We start from the raw sequence: 17992 nt of genomic DNA, 5'->3' as shown, positions 1-17992 counted from the left end.
GCTGCCCTGCGGAAGGTGTCGGGGAGGTCGGGGGGGTGAGCTTGTCGGGGAGGCCGGAGGGGAGCTCGTCGGGGAGGTCGGAGAGGGCGCCCGTCGGAGAGGGAGCTCGTCGGGGAGGGCGCTCGTCGGGGAGGTCAGAGGGGGAGCTCGTCGAGGTACGCACCGGGGGCGTCCACCGCGGCCTCGACGAAGGCGGCGAGCTGGCGTGCCATCAGGGCGGCGCGCTCGGCGGAGATGCGCCCCCGGGCGTGGACCAGGCGCGCCTCGTACGCCGTGCTCAGCGGGAAGACCTCGAACTTCAGGTCGTAGTGGGTGTGCCGGGGCGGGTACTGGAGGACCTGCACGGCCACGCCGTCGGCCTCCCGCCGCCAGGCCGGCATGTTCTGGAAGACGAACAGGTTCTGGAAGATCGGCAGGCGGTCGGCCCCGCGCCGGCCGCCGACCTCGGCGACGATGCGCTCGATCGGCACCACCGAGTGCCGCTGGCCGTCGAGGACGGACGTGCGGGCGCGCTCCAGCAGCGCGTCGAAGGTCGCGTCCTCGTCGACCTCCAGGCACTGGGGCACGGTCGTGACGAAGTAGCCGGCCAGCTCCGCGGTCCACTCGGGCGTGCGGTGGGCCATCGGGGTGCCGACGACCACCGTCTCCTGCCCGGAGATCCGGGCCAGCCAGCCGGTGTAGCCGGCGAGCAGCGCCGTGAACTCGGTCACCCGGCGCTCGCGGCACAGCGCCCGCAGCCGGTCGGGGAAGCCCGGCGACCACGGCAGGTCGACGCTGCCGGCGGGCGCGCTGAGGGAGGCGCCGCGCGGTCCGTCGCTGGGCAGCTCCAGCCCGTCCGGCGCCTGGGCGAGGACGGTGCGCCAGTGCACCAGGGACGCCTCCACGGCGGCCCGGTGCGCCGGTCCGGACTCCTCGGCCCGCTGCCAGGCGGCGTGGTCGACGACCTGCAGACGCTCCTCGTCCGCCCCGGTGCCGGTGTCGGCCGCGGAGCGGGTGCCGGTCTCGGGGCCGGTGGTGCCGGGCCCGGTTCGCTCCCCGGTGAGCAGCTGCACCAGCTCCTCGGCCAGCAGCGACCAGGTCCAGCCGTCGGCGACGATCTGGTGGGCGACCGCCAGCAGCAGGTGGTCGTGCCCGTCGAAGCCGATGCCGCGGATCCGCAGCGGAGCGCCGGCGGCGAGGTCGAAGGGCTCGTGCGCCAGCTCCTCCACCGCGCGGCGGGCCGCCTCGGTGCGGCCCGCCTCGTCGAGGCCCTCCCGCAGCTCCCACACCGGCGGCCCCGGCGGCGGGCCGACCAGCGCGACCGGCTCGCCCTCGACGGTGGCGAAGGTGGTGCGCAGTACCTCGTGCCGCTCCAGCAGCCGGGCGAGGGCCCCTTCCACCCGGGCCCGGTCGGCGCCGGTCACCCGCAGTGCCGTCGGGGCGCTCATCGCGGTGCTGTGCGGCTCCAACTCCTGGAGGAACCACAGCCGTTCCTGGTAGCGGTTGGGCCGCAGCGGCCCGTCCCTGGGCACCCGGACGGGCGTCCGGGGCGCGTCGGCGCCGCCCGCCGCGATCAGGGCGCGCAGCCGGTCCAGGGTGGGTTCGGCGAGGAAGTCGGCGAGCGGGATCCGTACGCCGAGGCGGTCGGCGACCCCCGCCAGCAGGCGGATCGCGTGCAGCGAGGTGCCGCCGGCCGCCAGGAAGTGCGGTGCGGCGGTGCCCAGGGTCTCCACCCAGAGCCGCGCCACCGGTTCGAGGTCCGCGGCGGCCGGGCCGTCCGGTGCGGGGACGGGCTCCGCCGCCGCCTCCACCAGGCTGCGCAGCGCGGCGACGTCGGCCTTGCCGTGCGCCGTGCGGGGGATCGCGTCGACGGTGGTGAGTCCGGCGGGCACCGACCCGGCGGGCAGGGTGCGGCGCAGGTCGGCGCGCCAGTCGGCCGGTGGAGCGGCCGGCCCGGGGACGATTACGGCGTGCAGGCCGACGGTGCCGGAGGCGTCGGTGCGGGTGAGCACCACACACTCCTCGACGTACGGGAGCGTGGCGAACGCGGCCTCCACCTCGCCGAGTTCGATCCGGACGCCGCCGATCTTCACCTGCCGGTCGTTGCGGCCGTGGTAGAGCCAGGCGCCGTCCGGGCGGAGGCTGGCCAGGTCGCCGGTGCGGTACATCCGCCGGGCCGGGTCGGCCGGGTGCGGGACGAAGCGTTCGGCGGTCAGTTCGGGCCGGCCGAGGTAGCCGCGGGCGACGCCGGCGCCCGCGATGCACAGCTCGCCGACCTCGCCGGGCGGCAGTTGTGCACCGCCCGCGCCGATCGCGAGCAGCTCGATGCCGGTGATCGGGCGGCCGATCGGGACGGGCGCGCCGGCCGGGTCGTCCGGTCGGCAGTGCCAGTGGGTCACGTCCACGGCGGCCTCGGTGGGGCCGTACAGGTTGTGCAGTTCCGCGTGCGGGAGGCGCTCGAAGAAGCGCTGTACGAGATCCGGGGCGAGGGCCTCGCCGCTGACCGCGACGGTGCGCAGCCGCGGGCAGGCGCCGGGCGGCAGGTAGCGCAGGAACTCCCGGAGCATGCTGGGGACGAAGTGGGTGACCGTCACCGCGCGCTCGGCGAGGAAGTCCGCCAGGTAGCCGGGGTCGCGGTGGCCGTCCGGTGCGGCGAAGGCGAGTTCGGCACCGGTCATCAGCGGCCAGAGGAACTCCCAGACCGAGACGTCGAAGGTGTACGGGGTCTTCTGCGCGACCACGTCGCCGGGGCCTATGCGGAACCGTTCCTGCATCCAGTCCAGGCGGTTGACGATGGCGGCGTGCTCGGTCAGGACGCCCTTCGGCAGACCGGTGGAGCCCGAGGTGTAGATGACGTACGCGAGATCGCCCGGTGCGGCGGCGTCGATGGGGCCCGCGGAGGTTCCGGCCACGGTCCCGCCGATGTCGGTGATCGTGCCGTTCCCGGCGCCGGTGCGGTAGCCGTACCCGGTGCCGTAGCCGTCGCGCGGGGTCAGGCAGGGCAGGCCGCCGGCGAGCCCGCGCAGCCGCACCGGGTCGTCGGTGAGGACGGCGACGGGGGAGGCGTCCCGCAGGAGGTCGCGGATCCGGAGGTCGGGGTCGCCCGTGGCCAGCGGCAGCCAGGCGCCGCCCGCACGGATGACTCCGACGATCGCCACGGCGAGGTCGACCGATCGCTCACAGTGAAGGGCGACCACGCGGTCGGGCCCGACGCCGAGGGCGACGAGTCGCCCCGCGAGCGCGGCCGAACGCCGGTCGAGGTCACGGTAAGTGACGAACTCCCGGTCGTCCGAGACCGCTCGCAGCTCCGGCGAAAGGCGGAATCGGTCGACCAGGCGGGACGTCAGTGTCCTGGCGACATCTGCATCCTGACTCCGATCCGGCACAAGCGCAAGCCTTTTCATGTCGCCCCCTCCCGAACCGGGCGTGCCCTGTGGGACACCCCCCGGCGCTCAACGGTCGATGCACCATACCCAAAGCTCACGGGCCTCCGGCAGAGTTCACGATGCCGATGGGCAAGGGGCCGTAAGTTGGCGCACAGTCATGGTCATGACGGGTCAAGAGTAGGGTACGCTGCCGACTGATCAACGGCTGCGGTCCGACCGACTGCGGGTCGATCGGACCGCCGGCCCGGAACCGGGGCGGCGAAGCGACGATCTCGAAGGGGTGTTGACGGTGTGTGGACTCGGGGGGTTCATCGGGCCCGGACACGACCCGCGCGCGGCGCGGGAACTGCTGGCGGCCATGGGAGCGGCGATTACGCACCGTGGTCCCGAGTCGGTGGGCTACCACGTGGACGGCACGGTCGCCTTCGCCTTCGCCCGCCTGGCGATCAACGACCTGGCGGCCGGCAGCCAGCCGATGTACGACGAGAGCCGGCAGATCGTCGCGATGACCACCGGTGAGATCTACAACTACCGCGAACTGCGCGACCTGCTGATCAGCCGCGGCCACACCCTGCACACCCGCTGCGACACCGAGGTCATCCCGCACCTCTACGAGGAGTTCGGACGGGACTTCCTCACCCGGCTCGACGGCCAGTTCGCGATCGTGCTCTACGACCACCGCGAGCAGCTCTTCCTCGGCGCCCGCGACCACTTCGGCGTCACCCCGCTGTTCTGGGCCCACCACGACGGCCAACTCGTCTTCGGCTCCGAGATCAAGGCGATGCTGGAGCACCCCGCCGTCCCGCGCCGCGTCGACCTCGTCGGACTCGACCAGGTCCTGACCCTCCCCGGCCTGGTCAGCCCGCGCACCATGTTCGAGGGCGTGCACAGCCTGGCCCCCGGCACCGCCGTGGAGTTCCGCCCCGGCAACGAACCCAAGGTCTGGACGTACTGGGACCTCGCCTACCCGCAGGCCGACGCCGACCTGGAACGCCACGACGAGTCGTACTACGTCGACCGGCTCGAAGAACTCCTCGTCCGCTCGGTCGAGAAGCGCCTGCAGGCCGACGTCGAGGTCGGCCTCTACCTCAGCGGGGGCCTCGACTCCTCCCTGGTCGGCGCCATCATGCGCCACCTCATGCCGGACGCGCAGATCCGCTCCTTCGCCGCCGCCTTCCCCGAGCGCGAACTCTCCGAGAGCGACTACCAGCGGCTGATGAGCGGCGTCCTCGACACCCGGCACCACGAACGCTTCGTCCACGGCGAGGAGATATCCTCCCGGCTGCGCACCGTCGTCCGGCACACCGAGTGCCCGCTCAAGGAGTCCTTCAACTCCGCCGCCCACGCGCTCTCCGAGGCCGTGCACCAGGCCGGCATCAAGGTCGTCCTCACCGGCCAGGGCGCCGACGAGTTCTTCGGCGGCTACATCGGCTACCGCTTCGACCCGATCCGCCGCGCGCAGTCCACCGGCCGGCCCGCCGACCTGCGCGAGGCCCGGATGCGCGCCCGGCTCTGGGGCGACGAGAACTTCTTCTACGAGCGCAACGACGCCGAGTTCCGCCACACCAAGGGCGCGCTCTACTCGGCGGCCGTCCGCGCCCGCCAGGACGAGATCGACTGCCTCGACCACCCGCTGGTCGACCGCGAGCGCCTGGTCGGACTGCACGACCTGCACCGCCGCTCCTACCTCGACCTCAAGCTCCGCCTCGGCGACCACCTGCTCGGCGACCACGGCGACCGGATGGCCTTCGCCCACTCCGTGGAGTCCCGCCACCCCTTCCTCGACCGCGAACTCGTCGAGTTCCTCGCCACCGTGCCGCCCGACCTCAAGCTCCACGGGCTGGAGGAGAAGTACCTGCTCAAGCAGGTCGCCCGGAACTGGATCCCGCGCCGCATCGTCGACCGGGAGAAGTTCGGCTTCACCGCCCCCGGCAGCCCCCACCTGCTCCGCCAGGAGGACCCGGCCATCGAGGCCCTGGTCTCCCGCGAACGCATCGAGGCGGACGGCTACTTCGACCCCGACCGGGTCGAGCAGCTGGTACGGCAGTACACCGCCCCCGGCTTCCGGATCAACGTCCCGTTCGAGACCGACCTGCTGATGACGGTCATCACCTTCAACATGCTGCTCGACCTCTACGACCTGCCCGCGCACCCCGCCTGACCACCCCCGTACGGTCGGCCGGCCCGGGGCGGTTGACCGGCACGGGCGACCGCGCGCCTCCGCCGTACGGGACCGCCGTACGGGACCGCGCGGGCCGTCACCGCCGTACGGGCCCGCGCCGGCCGTCACCGCACCGGCACAACCGGGGCCCGGCCCACCGCCGCACCGCCACCCGTGCACCGGCCCGCCGCCCGGCCGCACCCCCACGGACCACCCCGCACCCCGCGGACCACCCCGCACCCCGCGGACCACACCGGACCACACCGCCAAGGGAACCGATGCGACACAGCGATCCGACCCGCAGCACCACCGAACACCTCAGCCGGTTCCTGTCCGGCCCCGACGGCACCCTGGCCCTCGCCCGGATGCAGACGCTCGCCCTGCCGCCCACCCGCTCCACCGACCTGCCCGTCCCCACCGGCTCCGGCACCGCCGTCGGCGTCTGGCAGCTCACCGACGGCCGGCTGCAGCGCGACCCCGCCCGCCGCGAGGACTGGCGCTACTGGGCCGACCTGCCGGAACTCCCGCTCACCCCCGGCCGGCGCCGGGTCGCCGTCGTCGGCGAATCCGCCACCCGCGGCTACTTCTTCGACCCCGAGCACTCCCTGGCGAGCCTCCTCGGCGAAGCGACCGGCACCGTCGAGCTCGACGTCCTCGACCTCGCCCGCACCAACTGCTCCCTCGCCCAACTGCTCCGCACCGTCGCCGACGCGTGCGCCCTCGGCGCCGACGCCCTCGTGGTGCACGCCGGCAACAACTGGAACAACGTCGACCCCACCCCCGTCGAACGGCAGGAACTGGCCGCCCTGCTCACCCGGGGCGGCTTCCCCGCGGCAGCCGCGGCCTTCCGCGACCTCGTCACCGACGTCGGCTCCGCCGCCCTCGACGTCCTGCACCGGATCGCCGGGGACCGCCTGGTCGTCCTCGTCGTCCCCGAGTTCAACCTGGCCGACTGGCAGGACGAACCCGCCCTCGACCACCCCGCACTGCCCGCCGGCCGGCTGCCGCGCTGGCGCGACCTGCGCCGCGCGGCCGAACAGGCCCTCGACGCCGGCGACCTGCCCCGCGCCCGCACCCTCGCCGCCGAACTCACCGCCCTCGACGGCGGATCGAGCCCCGTCGGCCAACGCCTGCTGGCCCGCTGCGCCACCACCCCCGAGGAGGCGCTGGACGCCCTGCAGTCCGCCAAGGACGCCGTGGTCAGCCCGTTCGCCATGCACTCGCCGCGGATCCTGGCCCCGCTCCAGGACCGGATGCGCACCCGGGGCGCCGAACTCGGCTTCCACGTCGTCGACCAGGCCGCCCTGTTCCGCGACGGCGCCGGGGAGCCTGCCGCCGTGCCCGGCCGCCGCTGGTTCCTGGACTACTGCCACCTCACCTGGGAGGGCCTGCACACCACGGCCCTCGCCGTCGCCCGCGCCCTCACCACCGCCCTCGGGACCGGCGCCGGCTCCCCGTCGGCCGCGGACGGCGCACCCCAGCAGCCCGCGGCCGACCGGCTCGCCCTCGCCCACTTCCTCGCCGCCGTGCACAACGCCCACTACGGCCAGCCCGAGGAGATCCTGCGCCATCACCTGGCACGCGCCCTCGACACCGACCCCGCCGTCGCCGACCGCTTCGAGGACTACCTCGACTACCAGACGCGGACCGCCCCGAACTGGATGTGCGCCTCCTACGAGCGCTCCACCGGGGACCCGTCCTTCCGCCGCTACATGGTCGTCGGCGACGGCCGCCTCAACGGCAAGCTGGCCGACCACCTGCTGCGCGAGCTCATGCTCGACGAACTGGAGCGCCGCGGCGTCCGGCTGCGCGAGCGCTACCGCACGCTGCTGGTGGCCGAGCACGGCACCGGCACCGACCTGCTCGCCGACGCCCACCTCGCCACCACGTTCAACGAGCGCCGCGACACCGCCATCGGCCGGCCCACCGCCTACCTGCGCGCCGCCGCCCCGACCACCCGCTCGACGGTGGTCCTCGCCGAGCCGGCACCGCTGGTGCTTGACGTCACCTGGCGGCTCCCGGTCGCGCCGGGCCCGTCCGGCGTCGACGGGGCCGGTGAGGCCGCCGCCTCCGGCGCCGCCGATCTCGGTGCGGCCGTGTCCCTCGCCGTGAACGGGCGGGAGGTCGGCAGCACCGTACTCGGCGCGGCCTGGACGAGCGAGACCTTCACCGTGGACGCCGAGCACCTGCACCCGGGCCTCAACACGGTCGAGATCCACTGGCCCGCCGGTGACGGCACCGACGCCCTGCTGGCCGGCGCCGCCGACCGCCTGGAGTGCGGCGAGACCGTCCCGGGCCACCCCGTCCACGGCCACGTCCACCACTGGTCGGTAACGCGGACCGCCCCCGCGACGGCCTGACGCCCCCACCCCACGCACCGGCAGACCTACTGAACGACAGAACAATAGAACGACAGACCGACAGATCGACAGATCGACAGGAGAGTTCCTTGCGCTTCAGCGTCATGTTCTTCGCCTCGGGCGAGGCCGCCCCGGACGAGACGTGCCGGACGGTCCTGGAGACCAGCCGCCTGGCCGACACGCACGGCCTCGACGCGGTCTGGACCCCCGAGCGGCACTTCGACGAGTTCGGCGGCGTCTTCCCCAACCCCGCCCTGACCAGCGCCGCCCTCGCCACCGCCACCACCCGCATCCAGCTGCGGGCCGGCAGCCTCATCTCCCCGCTGCACACCACCGTGCGCATCGCCGAGGACTGGTCCGTCGTCGACAACTGGTCCAACGGCCGGGCCGCCGTCTCCTTCGGCTCCGGCTGGAACGCCAACGACTTCGTGCTCGCCCCGGACCGCTACGCCACCCGCCACCAGGTGATGCTGGAGCAGATCGACACCGTCCGCGCCCTGTGGCGGGGCGACGAGGTGGAACTGCCCAACGGCACCGGCAAGCCGTTCGCCGCCCGGCTCCACCCCCGCCCCGTCCAGCCCGACCTGCCGATCTGGATCACCTCCTCCGGCAACCCGCGCACCTTCCAGGACGCCGGCGCCCGCGGCCTCAACGTCCTCACCCACCTGATCGGCCAGGACCTCGACCAGCTCGCCGCCAAGGTGGAGCTGTACCGCAAGGCCCGCGCCGACGCCGGCCTCGACCCGGCGGCCGGGACGGTCTCGCTCATGCTCCACACCCACCTCGACCGGGACGCCGATGCGGCCGAGGCCCGCAGCCGCGAACCGTTCCGCTCCTACCTGCGCTCCGCCGTCAAGCTGGAACTGCGGGCGGCCCAGGGCGGCGGCACCATCAGCGGCGGACACGTCATCCCCGACGACGAGATCCCCGAGGACCTGCTCGACGAACTCCTGGACGCCACCTACGAGCGCTACCTCGTCGGCGGCTCCCTGATCGGCTCCCCGGACACCTGCCGGACCATGGTCGACCGCGCCGCCGCGGCCGGGGTCGACGACCTCGCCTGCCTGGTCGACTTCGGCGTCCCCGCCGACCGGATCCCCCCGACGATCCCGCTGATCGCCGAACTCGCCGGACTCGCCGCGTCCGCAGCCGGCGGCGCGGCCGGCTCCCCGCAGGAACCCGAACGGCGGGAAGGCGCGAGTGAGCACTGACCCCGCCCTCTGGACGCGCCTGCGCACCGTCCTCATGCTGGAGCGCCGCGAGACCAGGCTGCTGCTCGCCAGCGTCACCGCGGACTCCTTCGGCACCGGCATCTTCACCGCCACCTCGGTGCTGTTCTTCACCCTCGTCCGGGGATTCGACGTCACCGCGGTCGGCCTCGCGATCTCGCTCGGCAGCCTCTGCGCCTTCGTGGCGGGACCGCACATCGGTGCGCTGGCCGACCGGGTGGGCGCCAAGAAGAGCCTCATCGTGCTGTTCGTCGTGCGCGCCGTCGGCTACGGCCTCTACCTGCTCGCCGAGCAGTACTGGCTGTTCGTCGTGCTGGCCTGCGTCGTCACCACCGCCGACCGGGCGAGCGGGCCGATCAACCAGTCGCTGATGGGCCGGATCTTCGACGCCAAGGACCGGGCGACCATCCTCGGCACGGTGTTCTCGGCCCGCAACGGCGCCATCGTGCTCGGCTCGCTCGCCGCCACCCTGCCCGTCGTCACCGGCTCCGACGTCTTCTACCTGCTGGGCATCGGCATCAACGCGGCCTCCTTCCTGGTCTCCGCGTACCTGGTCTCCAAGATCGAGGTCCCGGCCGACCCCGTACCCGCACCGGCCGCCGCGACCGACGGCAAGCAGCGGCGCAAGGGCGGCAACTCCCCGCTGCGCGACCGCCGCTACCTGGCCATCACCCTCGTCAACGGCGTCTCGCTGACCCACAACACGGTGCTCGCCTTTGTTCTGCCGCTCTGGGTCACCCAGGCCACCAACGCCCCCGCCTGGAGCCTCACCGCCCTGCTCGCCCTCAACGGCGCCCTCGCCATGGCGGCCCAGGTCCCGGTGAACCGGATGTTCGCCGACTTCGCGGCCGCCCTGCGGGCCCCCGTCTGGGGCGGCCTCGCCGTCCTCGCGGCCTGCCTCGCGTACGCCGCCTCCGGCTCCGCACGGCACGCCTGGGTGGCACTCGCCCTGCTGGTCGTCGCCATGCTGATCCACACCGCCGGCGAGTGCCTCTTCATCGCGAGCACCCCGCTCTCCTTCGAACTCGCCCCCAAGCAGGCGCTCGGGCAGTACCTGTCCTTCTACAACCTCGGGCGGGTCGGCCAGGACCTCGTCGGACCGGTGCTGATCGTGGCGCCGCTCCTCGACCACGGCACACCGCTGTGGCTGCTCGTCGGCGCGCTCGTGCTGGCCGCCGGAGTCGTCCCCTGGGCGATGCTGCGCAACGACCCGCTCGCCCGACCGGCCGAACAGGTGGCCGACCGATGAGCACACCCACCCCCGTACCCGCCGCCGCCCGCGTCCCCGAGCGCCCGAGGCCGTCCGGGGGCGCCGCTCCGACCGGGGCCGGTGCTCCGACCGGCGGCGCCCTCGTCGGCGTGCTCGGCGGCATGGGCCCGGCCGCCACCGCGGACTTCTTCGCCAAACTCGTCCGCGCCACCCCCGCCGACCGCGACCAGGACCACCTGCGCACCCTCGTCTGGTCCGACTCCACCGTCCCCGACCGCACCGACGCCCTCCTGGCCGACGGCCCCAGCCCGCTGCCCCTGCTCCGCGACGGCGTCCGGCTGCTCGAATCGGCCGGCGCCACCCTCATCGCCATGCCCTGCAGCACGGCCCACGCCTACCTGCCGGAACTGCGCGACGGCTCCGCGGTGCCCATCGTCAGCATGATCGACGCCACCGTCCACCGGCTGCGCCGCGCCGCCCCCGCCGTCACCCGCGTCGGCCTGCTCGCCACCACCGGCACCCTCGTCACCGGCCTGTACCAGAAGGGCCTGCTGGACCAGGACATCGACGCGATCGTCCCCTCGGCCCTCATGCAGGAACGCTGCGTCACGCGCGCCATCCGCCTCGTCAAGGCGGGCCGGCTCGAAGCCGCCACCCACGCGCTCGCCCCCGCCGTCCGCAGCATGGCCGAGGCCGGCGCCCAGATCATCGTCGCCGCCTGCACCGAACTGCCGCTCGTGCTCGGCCACCACGCCGAAGCCCTGCCGGTCTTCGACCCGACCACGGCGCTGGCCCAGGACGTCGTCGCCCTCGCGGGACGCCGTCCGCAGAACAACCAGGAGAAGGAAGCCCCATGACCAAGCGCGTCTGCCTCGTCTCGCCCAAGCCCCCCATACTGGAGCGCGCCCGCCGCCTCGAACTCCGGGCGGTCTGCGTCTACACCCCCGAGGAGTTCCACAAGATCCCCGAGGACGCCCTCGACGGCGAGACCTGCCTCGTGCTGCGCCACCACGCCGACCCGCAGGAACTGGTGGACACCGTCCGCGCGCTGCACGAGGGCGAGCCCTTCGCCGCCGTGGTCACCGTCCAGGAGGAGGGCGTCGTCACCGCCGCCCTGCTCAACGACGCCCTCGGCCTCGACGGCACGGGCTTCGGGACCGTCGCCCTGCTGACCGACAAGGGCCGGATGCGCCGCCACCTCGACAGCCAGGGTGTCGGCACCGTCCGGGCCGCCGTCGCCGAGACCCTGGCCGACATCACCCGCTTCGGCGACACCGTCGGCTACCCCGTCATCGCCAAGCCCGTCGGTGGCTCCGCCAGCGTCGGCATCCACAAGATCGAGGACGCCGCCGGCGCCGAGCGGGCCCACGCCGACCTCACCGGCCTCGGCCTCGGGCGCTTCCTGCTGGAGGAGTACCTCGACGGCCCCGAGATCAGCGTCGACGCGCTCTCCTTCGACGGCCGCCACGTCCCGATCGCCATCGCCGACAAGCTCACCGGGACCGGCTTCATCGAGTTCGGCCACATCATCCCCGCCACCATGAGCGCCGACCTGGAAGCCGAGGTCTGCCGCACGGTCGCCGAATTCCTCGACGCCGTCGGCCTGCGCAACGGCCTCTCCCACACCGAGCTCAAGCTGACGCCCGCCGGCCCGCGCGTCATCGAGAGCCACAACCGCCGCGGCGGCGACCGCATCAACACCATGACCGACGCCGTCTACGGCATCGACCTCGAAGAGGCCGGCCTCGCCTGGGCCGCCGGCCGGCTCGAAGCCCTCACCGCCCGCCCCGCCGCCAAGGGCGCCGCGGCCGTCCTCTTCTTCGAGGCGGAACCCGGCCGCCTGGTCACCATCGAGGGCGCCGACGAGGTCGGGGACCACCCCGCCGTCGTCGAGTTCCACCTCAACTTCAAGCCCGGCCAGAGCATCCCCCGGGTCCGCTGGTCCCTCGACCGCGCCGGCTACCTCGTCGTCACCGCCGACACCGCCGAGGCCGCCCGCGACCTCGCCCGCTCCCTCGCCGACCGCGTCCGCTTCGTCACCGAGCCCGAGCCCGACGCCGCCGAGGACACCGAGGCCGACCTCCGCCGCCACCGCGACCTGGTCACCGAACTCAACCAGGCCGACCTCGTCGAGCACGTCGACACCGTGACCGCCACCCCCTGAAGACTCGGAGGGCGCACCGCCCACCCCGGCACCCCACCGGGCGGTGCGCCCTCCGGCAGGTGGCCCAGTCCACCGCGCGCCCCGGCGGACGCCCTGGTGGAGTGAAGGACGTCACCACCCGTGCCCGTGGCCCCGTGGCCTCGTGCCGACGTGCCGCCGCGTCGAAGGAGAAGCACGTCATGCCCGACCCCGCCACGTCCTACGCCGACCTGCGCGCCCTGGTCATCAACTGCACCCTCAAGCGCTCCCCCGAACGCAGCCACACCCAGGGCCTCATCGACCTCAGCGCCGGCATCATGGAACGCCAGGGCGTCCAGGTCGACGTCCTGCGCGCCGTCGACATCGACATCGCCACCGGCGTCTGGCCCGACATGACCGAACACGGCTGGGAGACCGACGAGTGGCCGGTCGTCTACTCCCAGGTCATGGCCGCCGACATCCTCGTCCTCGCCGGCCCGGTCTGGCTGGGCGACAACTCCTCGGTGATGAAGCAGGTCGTGGAGCGCCTCTACGCCTGCTCGTCCATCCTCAACGAGCAGGGCCAGTACGCCTACTACGGCCGGGTCGGCGGCTGCCTGATCACCGGCAACGAGGACGGCGCCAAGCACTGCGCGATGAACGTCCTCTACAGCCTCCAGCACCTGGGCTACGTCATCCCCCCGCAGGCCGACGCCGCCTGGGTCGGCGAGGCCGGCCCGGGACCGTCCTACCTCGATCCCGGTTCCGGCGGCCCGGAGAACGACTTCACCAACCGCAACACCACCTTCATGACCTGGAACCTCCTCCACCTGGCCCGCCTCCTCAAGGACGCCGGCGGCATCCCCGCCCACGGCAACCAGCGCTCCGGTTGGGACGCCGGCTGCCGCTTCGACTTCGAGAACCCCGAGCACCGCTGAACCACATGTCTCAGTCGGCCTGTGGGGCAGACAGCTGTCATCAGTAGCGATTCCCAAACCGAGGGACGCAGCTGTCGCCAGAACTTCCGTGCGCATCAAGATCGTTGGGTGATCGCGCCGTGGCCGTCGCGCAGGAGAAGGGCCTCCTGCGCAGTTCGGTGATGTCGAGGCAACGAACCATCAGGAGGCCCTGGTGTCCCACTGTGGCGTGTTCGCTCCGTCCGTGTCCAGCTCCGGCAGGTCGTGCGATTGCCTCGCACGCGCCTCTCCAGCACGCCCGGCACCGACGGCAGCCGCCACCTCCCAGCACACCCCACACCGACACGACGGGTCCGAGCATGCCTACCGACCGACGGCCACGCACCTCACCGGGGAAAACGTGACCCTACCTTCGGTTCGGGACTCGCTTCACATGGGCGAAGTAGCGGGCGATGGCTTCGTCGAGGTCTTCGTCGAACCCTTTGAGCTCGAGGATGTCGTGCACGTCGGCGGGGATCGTGTCGTTGAGGAACGCCTCTCGGCCCGTGCACACCACGAGCACGGACGGGTACTTCTTGAGGGTTGCTGGGTGGGCGCGGCTCATCGGGACTACGCCGACCGAGTCTGCCGGCCCGGGGAGTCCAGCTTCAGGCCGAGCAGTTCAAGGGCGTTGAGTACCTCGACGAGGCCCGTCCGGTCGTCCTTGCCGCGGCGCATGGTGGTCAGGACGGTCGCGGCGGTACCGGACTCCTCGACGCTCTGCCACAGTGCCGGGGCGAGCACCGGGTGAGCGCTGACCTCGACCAGTACATCATGGCCCGTCAGCAGCTGGGCGGTGGAGTCGGCCAGCAGGACGGGCTGCCGTAGGTTCTGGGCGAAGTAGCCCGCGGTGGCCTGCTGCCAGTCAAGCGCTTGCCCCGTGACCGAGGAGATCATCGGGATCCGGCCAGGCCTGGGGGTGAGCTCACCTATGGCCCGTTCGAGGTCCGCCAGGATCGGATCGATCGCCGGGCTATGGGCCGGCAGGTCGACTCGGACCATCGCGCACAGCACGTCCGCGGCCTGGAGCTTGGCTACGACGGCCTCCAACTCGGACCGGTCACCGGCCAGCACGGTGGTCCGCGGGCCGTTCCGCGCGGCGACGGACACGCTCCCCTCAAGCCCTCGCAGATGCTTTGAGAGGTCGACGGCCGACAGCTCCACCACGGCCATGCCGCTGTGAGGGCTGGCCACGCGGCGTTGCTGATCGCTGTAGTGGTGGACGAGCCGGACCGCGTCCGGCAGGTCGAGGATGCCTGCTATGACGCTGGCGGCGATCTCGCCCACGCTGTGACCCGTGACAGCGGCTGGGCGGACGCCCGCCTCTTCCAGCCAGCGGGCGATGCCCACTTGGATGGCGAAGACGATGGGTTGCATGACGCCGACGTCGTTCGTCCTGGCTTCGGGTTCGTCAAGGAATAGCTCGTGGACGAGGGACCAGCCGGTGTGCCGGGCCAGCTCGTTGTCGCACTCCTCCAGGGCCGAGCGGAAGGCGGGTTCGGTACGGAACAGAGTCCGCCCCATGCCGACCCACTGCTGGCCGTAGGGGGAGCAGACGAAGGCGATCCGGGTGCCGTCCGCAGCGGCGAGCCCCGGCCCGGCGGACGGGCTGCTGGACAGCTCATGGACGGCTGCGCCGCCGAGTTCGCTCAGCCGCAGACCCGGAGCGGCGGCCACGGCGTCGAGCAGCTCGGTGAACTCCCGCGCCAGCCGCTCGGCTTCCGCGGGGACGAACAGGTCGAGGGCGTAGGTGAGGCTGCCATCGATGCCGTCCGGTCTCCGCTGTTCGGTGTAGCCCTCGGACAGCTCGAATCGGAGGTCGAAGCGGGTGATCCCCTCCGTCACCGGCTCGGTCCGGACCTCCAGGCCGGGAAGGTGGAGCTCGGCGCTCGCGTTGTTCTGGAATGCGAGCATCACCTGGATGAGCGGGTGCCACGCGGGGGAGCGCGGCGGGTTGATGGTCTGGACCACGTGGTCGAACGGCACCTCCTGGTGAGCGAAGGCCGCCAGGTCCGTGCTGCGCACCCGGAACAGCAGCTCCCGGAAGGTCGGGTCGCCGTCGGTCCTGGTGCGCAGCACCAGCGTATTGACGAAGAATCCGATCAGGTCGTCGAGGCCCTCGTCGGTGCGCCCGGCGGTGGGGATGCCGATGGCGATGTCGGTGCCGGCTCCGCGCCTGGTGAGCAGGGTCGCAAGGGCGGCCTGCACGACCATGAAGACGCTGGTGCCGGTCTCCCGTGCCAGCTGGTGCAGTGCTCGGTGGGTCGCCCGCGTGACGTGGAAGGGGACACGACCGCCTCGGTGTGAGGGGGTGTCCGGACGCGGGGCCGCCACATCGATCCGTAGGCGGTCGGGCGCGCCCGTCAACTCGCCCTCCCAGAAGGAGAGCTGGCGACTGACCAGGCTGTTGGGGTCCTCTGGGGAGCCCAGGAGATCGTCCTGCCAGAGCGTGTAGTCGACGTACTGGAACGGCAGTTCGGGCCGGTCCGGCTCCTGCCCGAGGCGGTGCGCAGCGTATGCGAGTGCCAGATCACGGGTCAGCGGGAGCAGTGACCATCCGTCGCAGGCGATGTGATGAATGATCAGGAGCAGGACGTGTTCGTCCGCGGAGAGCCGGAACAGCTGGGCCCGTAGTGCCGTCTCGGCGGTGAGGTCGAAGGCGTAACCGGCCGCAGCGCTCAGCGCTTCGGACAGGCCCGCCTCGGTGACGCCGTCGACCGGCAGCTCGACCGGAGCCTCGTCCGGGTCCAGGACGACCTGCTGGGGTCGGCCGTCCCAGTCGGGGTAGGCGGTGCGCAGACTCTCGTGCCAGGTGACCAGGTCGTCGAGGGCTAGCTGCAGGGCGGGCAGGTCGAGGTCACCGCGCAGCCGATAGGCCATCGGCATGTTGTAGTGCCCGGCCGTGCCGTGCAGACGGTTCAGGAACCACAGGCGCCGCTGGGTCTGCGAGAGAGGGATCTCCGCCGGACGGCCCAGGCGGCGCAGCGGTGGGCGTCGACTGCCGGACCCCTGTGCCAGGTGCTCGGCGAGTTGGGCGACGGTCGGGGCCTCGAAGACCGTCCGGACCGGGACCTCCACGTCCAGGGCGGCCCGGATGCGACCAGCCAGTCGGGTAGCCAGGAGGGAGTGGCCGCCCAGCTCGAAGAAGGAGTCGTCGATGGTGACCCGGTCCAGCCCGAGCACCTGGGCGAACACTGCGCAGAGGATCTCCTCCTGTTGGCCCCGCGGGGGGCGGCCCTTCCGCTCGCCCACGGTCAGCTCCCACTGACAGCGGTTCGGACCTGGGAGGGCCACGCTGCGGTGTCGAGGCCGTACTGGCAGAGGAACGCGTAGACCAGCCGCTCCAGGCCGAAGCCGACGCAGCCGCTCCGGGTCGGGCCGCCGGTGCCGTAGTCGATGCCGAAGACCTTGCCGAACAGGTCGTCGTGGAAGTTGAAGGAGCCGACCGCGATCGTCCGCCCGGGCGCGACGTGGAGCCGCAGCTCGTACTTGAGCTCCATCAGCCGCTGCGACCAGATCCGCTCGGAGGTGTCCGTGCCGTAGAAGAACGGGTCGTTGCCCACCTCGCAGAAGCCGCTCAGGCCGAGCTCCTCGACGAAGGCGAAGACCTTTTGCATGAAGCGCTCACGGGAGTTCAGCACGTCCTCCCGGGAGCCCATGAAGACCATCTCCCGGATGGTGAAGTCCCAGAGCCGCTCCAGGCCGGTGGCGTACGCGGCCTCGAAGCGGAACGACTTGCCACGCGAGGTGACCACGTGGAGCCGGCCTGCCTCCAGCGTGTGATTGCTGTACTGGTTGAAGGTGTGGTAGCACATCGTGGGCGGCAGGCAGTAGTCCACGTTGCCGCAGGAGTCCAGCACTGCTGAGTCGATACCGGTGGCGGCCTGCTGCTCCTGGAAGGCGCGGTAGACGTCCAGGTCGTTGCGCAGCCGGGTGACGAACATCAGGTGCTGAGGGAAGGACCTGAAGTACCCCGCCGTCTCCAGCGCCTTCGTCCTGATCAGGGTCGGGTACTGGTACTCCCGGACCTTGTGGTCCTCGGCCAGCAGGTCGCAGACGGCCCGGTCGAAGTAGGTGAAGAGCGAGAGCAGCGGCTCGCCGAGGGCGACCTGGCCCTCGCCGACCTCGGCCACCGCGCCGGTCCTGGCGAGGAGTTCGAAGACGTCCTGGTGGGGGGTGCGCTGGTGCGGCGAGGTCCAGACGGCCTTGGCCGGCGTCACCCACTGCTTCCGGACGTCGTTGTCCACCATGGAGTTGACCTTCTCGGCCAGGGCGTCGTGCGGGAGCGGCTGCTCGGAGCGGAGTGTCACGGAGCGCACCTCGCCGCCGTCCACGGTCACCTCGAAACCGGTGATCTCGGGCGACACGAAGAACAGTCGGCGCTCGATCTCGGCGGCCAGCGCTTCGGGGATCGGGCTGTGCAGGTCGATCCGGGTGAGGACCTCGTTGGGGTGCGTCATGGTGGTTGCTTCCTCGCCGATGGGAGAACGGTCGAACGGCCCGGGGGGCGGGGGGCGGGGGCGCCCCCCCCCCCCCCACAAACAGCCCCCCCGCCCACGCCACGGACAAAATAAAAAAAACAACAACAC

The 17992-nt window shown here is 72.4% G+C and carries 11 protein-coding genes; 7 read left to right on the top strand and 4 right to left on the bottom strand.

Annotated features, from left to right (window positions below; genetic code table 11):
* Positions 1–134: 134 nt before the first annotated feature.
* Positions 135–3383: an amino acid adenylation domain-containing protein gene (locus ACWGB8_RS21695; protein WP_452215184.1), complete on the bottom strand. Its 3249-nt coding sequence runs from the start codon at positions 3381–3383 to the stop codon at positions 135–137.
* Positions 3384–3645: 262 nt separating this feature from the next.
* Here ACWGB8_RS21695 and asnB point away from each other — a divergent pair, with 262 nt between their 5' ends.
* The 7 genes from asnB (at position 3646) to ACWGB8_RS21660 (ending at position 13385) form a co-directional block, all read left to right on the top strand.
* Positions 3646–5526, top strand: a complete 1881-nt coding sequence (gene asnB / locus ACWGB8_RS21690) for an asparagine synthase (glutamine-hydrolyzing) (protein ID WP_452215183.1) — start codon at positions 3646–3648, stop codon at positions 5524–5526.
* A gap of 278 nt (positions 5527–5804) precedes the next feature.
* Positions 5805–7886: a hypothetical protein gene (locus ACWGB8_RS21685; RefSeq protein WP_452215182.1), complete on the top strand. Its 2082-nt coding sequence runs from the start codon at positions 5805–5807 to the stop codon at positions 7884–7886.
* Positions 7887–7975: 89 nt separating this feature from the next.
* Positions 7976–9097, top strand: a complete 1122-nt coding sequence (locus ACWGB8_RS21680; RefSeq protein ID WP_452215181.1) for a MupA/Atu3671 family FMN-dependent luciferase-like monooxygenase — start codon at positions 7976–7978, stop codon at positions 9095–9097.
* Positions 9087–10364, top strand: a complete 1278-nt coding sequence (locus ACWGB8_RS21675) for an MFS transporter (RefSeq protein WP_452215180.1) — start codon at positions 9087–9089, stop codon at positions 10362–10364. Before ACWGB8_RS21680 ends, ACWGB8_RS21675 begins: the two co-directional genes overlap by 11 nt.
* On the top strand, positions 10361–11182 hold the full coding sequence (locus ACWGB8_RS21670) for an aspartate/glutamate racemase family protein (RefSeq protein WP_452215179.1): 822 nt from the start codon (positions 10361–10363) through the stop codon (positions 11180–11182). The genes ACWGB8_RS21675 and ACWGB8_RS21670 overlap by 4 nt, the downstream gene beginning before the upstream one ends.
* Positions 11179–12489 (top strand): ATP-grasp domain-containing protein, encoded by a 1311-nt coding sequence (locus ACWGB8_RS21665; RefSeq protein WP_452215178.1) that lies wholly within the window; start codon positions 11179–11181, stop codon positions 12487–12489. Before ACWGB8_RS21670 ends, ACWGB8_RS21665 begins: the two co-directional genes overlap by 4 nt.
* Positions 12490–12668: 179 nt before the next feature.
* Positions 12669–13385, top strand: a complete 717-nt coding sequence (locus tag ACWGB8_RS21660) for a flavodoxin family protein (protein ID WP_452215177.1) — start codon at positions 12669–12671, stop codon at positions 13383–13385.
* A 385-nt stretch (positions 13386–13770) separates the two neighbouring features.
* On the opposite strand, the gene ACWGB8_RS21655 is transcribed toward ACWGB8_RS21660, so the two are convergent.
* From ACWGB8_RS21655 to ACWGB8_RS21645, 3 genes are read right to left on the bottom strand one after another with little or no spacing between them, the layout of a single operon-like run.
* Entirely contained in the window at positions 13771–13968 is a 198-nt protein-coding gene (locus ACWGB8_RS21655) for a hypothetical protein (protein ID WP_452215176.1), read from the bottom strand.
* 5 nt (positions 13969–13973) lie between these two features.
* Complete coding sequence (locus tag ACWGB8_RS21650; RefSeq protein WP_452215175.1) at positions 13974–16655, bottom strand: condensation domain-containing protein; 2682 nt, start codon at positions 16653–16655, stop codon at positions 13974–13976.
* A gap of 2 nt (positions 16656–16657) precedes the next feature.
* Positions 16658–17863, bottom strand: coding sequence for a hypothetical protein (locus tag ACWGB8_RS21645; protein WP_452215174.1), 1206 nt, complete (start codon positions 17861–17863; stop codon positions 16658–16660).
* Between the last annotated feature and the right edge of the window lie 129 nt (positions 17864–17992).

The organism is Kitasatospora sp. NPDC054939 (assembly GCF_053610105.1).
The sequence above is the reverse complement of the archived record's forward strand: the minus strand, read 5'-3'. Positions and strand labels throughout refer to the sequence as shown.

Bases quoted from the DNA above. Each gene is read 5' to 3' on its own strand.
- ACWGB8_RS21685 (WP_452215182.1), top strand. From the start codon at position 5,805: ATGCGACACAGCGATCCGACCCGCAGCACCACCGAACACCTCAGCCGG.
- ACWGB8_RS21655 (WP_452215176.1), bottom strand. From the start codon at position 13,968: ATGAGCCGCGCCCACCCAGCAACCCTCAAGAAGTACCCGTCCGTGCTC.
- ACWGB8_RS21665 (WP_452215178.1), top strand. From the start codon at position 11,179: ATGACCAAGCGCGTCTGCCTCGTCTCGCCCAAGCCCCCCATACTGGAG.
- ACWGB8_RS21660 (WP_452215177.1), top strand. From the start codon at position 12,669: ATGCCCGACCCCGCCACGTCCTACGCCGACCTGCGCGCCCTGGTCATC.
- ACWGB8_RS21670 (WP_452215179.1), top strand. From the start codon at position 10,361: ATGAGCACACCCACCCCCGTACCCGCCGCCGCCCGCGTCCCCGAGCGC.
- ACWGB8_RS21695 (WP_452215184.1), bottom strand. From the start codon at position 3,383: ATGAAAAGGCTTGCGCTTGTGCCGGATCGGAGTCAGGATGCAGATGTC.
- ACWGB8_RS21645 (WP_452215174.1), bottom strand. From the start codon at position 17,863: ATGACGCACCCCAACGAGGTCCTCACCCGGATCGACCTGCACAGCCCG.